This window comes from Streptomyces sp. 150FB, from assembly GCF_000818195.1.
Classification (GTDB): domain Bacteria; phylum Actinomycetota; class Actinomycetes; order Streptomycetales; family Streptomycetaceae; genus Streptomyces.
The window spans coordinates 4,337,123-4,339,932 of sequence record NZ_JTHL01000001.1 but is presented as its reverse complement, the minus strand read 5'-3'; the positions used below and the strand labels follow the sequence as shown (position 1 = coordinate 4,339,932).

The window sequence follows — 2,810 nt, the reverse complement described above, 5'->3', positions numbered from 1 at the left end:
CGACCCGCGAGGCGGTGCTCGCCGCGCTCGGCAGCACTCCGTGGGTGCACTTCGGCTGCCACGCAGCCACCGACCCGACGGAACCCTCCGGCGCCCTGCTCCACCTGCCGAGCGGCGAGGCGCTGTCCGTCCTGGAGATCTGCCGGACCCAGCCGAGGTCGGCACGGCTGGCTTTCCTCGCGGCCTGTGGCACCGCACGCACCTCCGAACGGCTCTCGGACGAGGCGATCCACATCACCAGCGCCTTCCTGCTCGCCGGTTTCCCCACGGCGGTCGGGACGCTCTGGGAGATCGACAGCACCTACGCGGACCACGTGACCCGGGACTTCTACCGCCGTATGACGGCCCCGGGCACCACCGTCTCCGCCTACGAACTGCACCACACCGTACGGGAGTTACGACGCCGGATCCCCGGCCGCCCGCATGTCTGGGCGGCGTACGTCCACGCGGGCACCTGAACGCGCCGGGCGGACGGGCGGACGGGCGGACGGGAGACGAAGCCACACTACGATTCCCGCAGAAGCGGTGAGCGGTGAGCGGTGTGAGGGCGGGGGCGGGTGCCACTGAGCACACCGCCCAGGCCGTGGGACCGCCAGCCGCCACCCAGCCGACGCCGAAACGGTGCTGCGGACCGTACTGACCCGCCTCGGCCTCGACACGGCCGAGCCCTGAGGCCACTTCACCGAAGCGCTCCGGTCCAGCCTGGTCGAATCCCTCAACCGGCAGGGCAGACACGACGATGCGCTAGCCGAACTCGCCCTGTGGCTGGCACCCGGGCCGCCGGGGCCTGGAGGGCCGAGGTATTCCAGGATGCGACAAGTCGGGCGATGACCAGGACCACACGCCGCCCGACAGTACGCTGGGGTGAGCAGCTTCATGCCCGTCGACCAAGCTCAGAGGAGGTATGTCATGAGCGCCGAGATGGTGGCGCCCGCCTGGATGCATACTCCGATCACGGCTGAGGAGTACGCCTCCTGGTCCGACGAGCAGTGCGCGGGTATTGAGATCGTGGACGGGATGGTTGCCGTACGCCCCGGCGCGTCCAAACGGCACCATCGGCTGGCCCGGATCCTTGCCAACGCTCTGGACACCGCCGGCGGCCCGGAGTGGAACGCCGATACGGACTTCGACGTGCGTCTGCGCGATGTGCCTCTCAGCAACCGCCGGCCGGACGTCGTCGTGTACCGCGCGGACACCATCGACGTCACCCCGACGCGCCCTGAACATGTTCTGCTGGTGGTCGAGGTGGTGTCCCCGGGTTCGGAGACCACCGACCGGATCGTGAAGGTGGATCAGTACGCGACGGCCGGGATCCCCTTCTACTGGCGTGTCGAGCAGGTCGCCTCGGGCGTTCCGCTCGTGTACACGTACGTCCTCGACCCGGCGAGCAGGGAGTACCGGGACAGTGACGTGTTCGCCGGCGTGATCAAGACGATGGCTCCCTTCTCCGTGGAGATCGACCTGAGCGCGGTGTGACGCGCCGGGATCGCCGAGGCCGCCACACCACAAACGCCCGGGCCCGCCCCCTCGCGGGGGCCGACCCGGGCGTCATGGTCGAGCAGCGGTCAGTGACCGGTCAGTCCGCGGTCAGACGAGGTCGAACCGGTCGAGGTTCATCACCTTGACCCACGCGGCGACGAAGTCGTTCACGAACTTCTCCTTCGCGTCGTCGCTCGCGTACACCTCCGCCAGCGCGCGCAGCTCGGAGTTCGAGCCGAAGACGAGGTCGACCCGGGTGCCGGTCCACTTGACCTCGCCCGTGGTGGCGTCGCGGCCCTCGAAGGTGTCCGCGTCCTCGGACGTCTCCTTCCACGTCGTACCCAGGTCCAGCAGGTTGACGAAGAAGTCGTTCGTCAGGGATCCGGGGGCGGTGGTGAGGACGCCGAGCGGCGACTGCTGGTGGTTCGCGCCCAGGACGCGGAGGCCGCCGACGAGGACCGTCATCTCGGGGGCGCTCAGGGTCAGCAGGTTCGCCCGGTCGATCAGCCGGTACTCGGCCGACAGCCGGTCGACCTTGCCGAGGTAGTTGCGGAAGCCGTCCGCGCTCGGTTCGAGCGCGGCGAACGACTCGACGTCCGTCTGCTCCTGCGACGCGTCCGCGCGGCCCGCCGTGAAGGGGACCTCGACGTCGAAGCCGGCGTCCTTGGCGGCGCGTTCGACGGCCGCGGTGCCGGCCAGCACGATCAGGTCGGCCAGCGAGACCTGCTTGCCGTCCGTCCGGTCCGCGTTGAACGCCTGCTGGATGCCTTCCAGCGCGCGCAGCACCGTCGGCAACTGGTCGGGGCCGTTGACCTCCCAGCCGCTCTGCGGCTCCAGGCGGATACGCGCACCGTTGGCGCCGCCGCGCTTGTCACTGCCGCGGAAGGACGAGGCCGACGCCCACGCGGTGGATACGAGCTGGGACACCGACAGGCCCGAGGCGAGGATCTGGTCCTTGAGGGACGCGATGTCGGCGGCGTCGACGAGCTCGTGCGTCACCGCCGGGATCGGGTCCTGCCATACCAGGGTCTCGGACGGGACCTCAGGGCCGAGGTAGCGCACGATCGGGCCCATGTCGCGGTGGGTCAGCTTGAACCACGCGCGGGCGAAGGCGTCGGCGAACTCGGCGGGGTTCTCGTGGAAGCGGCGCGAGATCTGCTCGTACGCCGGGTCCACGCGCAGCGCGAGGTCGGTCGTGAGCATCGTCGGGGCGTGGCTCTTCGAGGAGTCGTGGGCGTCGGGGACGGTGCCCGCTCCCGCGCCGTCCTTCGGCTTCCACTGGTTCGCGCCCGCAGGGCTCTTGCCGAGCTCCCACTCGTAACCGAAGAGGA

General features: G+C 70.1%; 3 protein-coding genes. 2 read left to right on the top strand and 1 reads right to left on the bottom strand.

Going from position 1 to position 2,810, the window contains the following annotated elements:
• Both QR77_RS46775 and QR77_RS18470 read left to right on the top strand, forming a co-directional pair.
• A partial coding sequence (locus QR77_RS46775; RefSeq protein WP_040023004.1) for a CHAT domain-containing protein occupies positions 1-458 on the top strand: 458 nt, incomplete at its 5' end.
• Positions 459-909: 451 nt separating this feature from the next.
• On the top strand, positions 910-1,476 hold the full coding sequence (locus tag QR77_RS18470; protein ID WP_040023002.1) for a Uma2 family endonuclease: 567 nt from the start codon (positions 910-912) through the stop codon (positions 1,474-1,476).
• Positions 1,477-1,587: 111 nt separating this feature from the next.
• On the opposite strand, the gene QR77_RS48785 is transcribed toward QR77_RS18470, so the two are convergent.
• Positions 1,588-2,810, bottom strand: a 1,223-nt coding sequence (locus QR77_RS48785) for a peroxidase family protein (RefSeq protein ID WP_347359785.1), incomplete at its 5' end; no start/stop codon positions are given.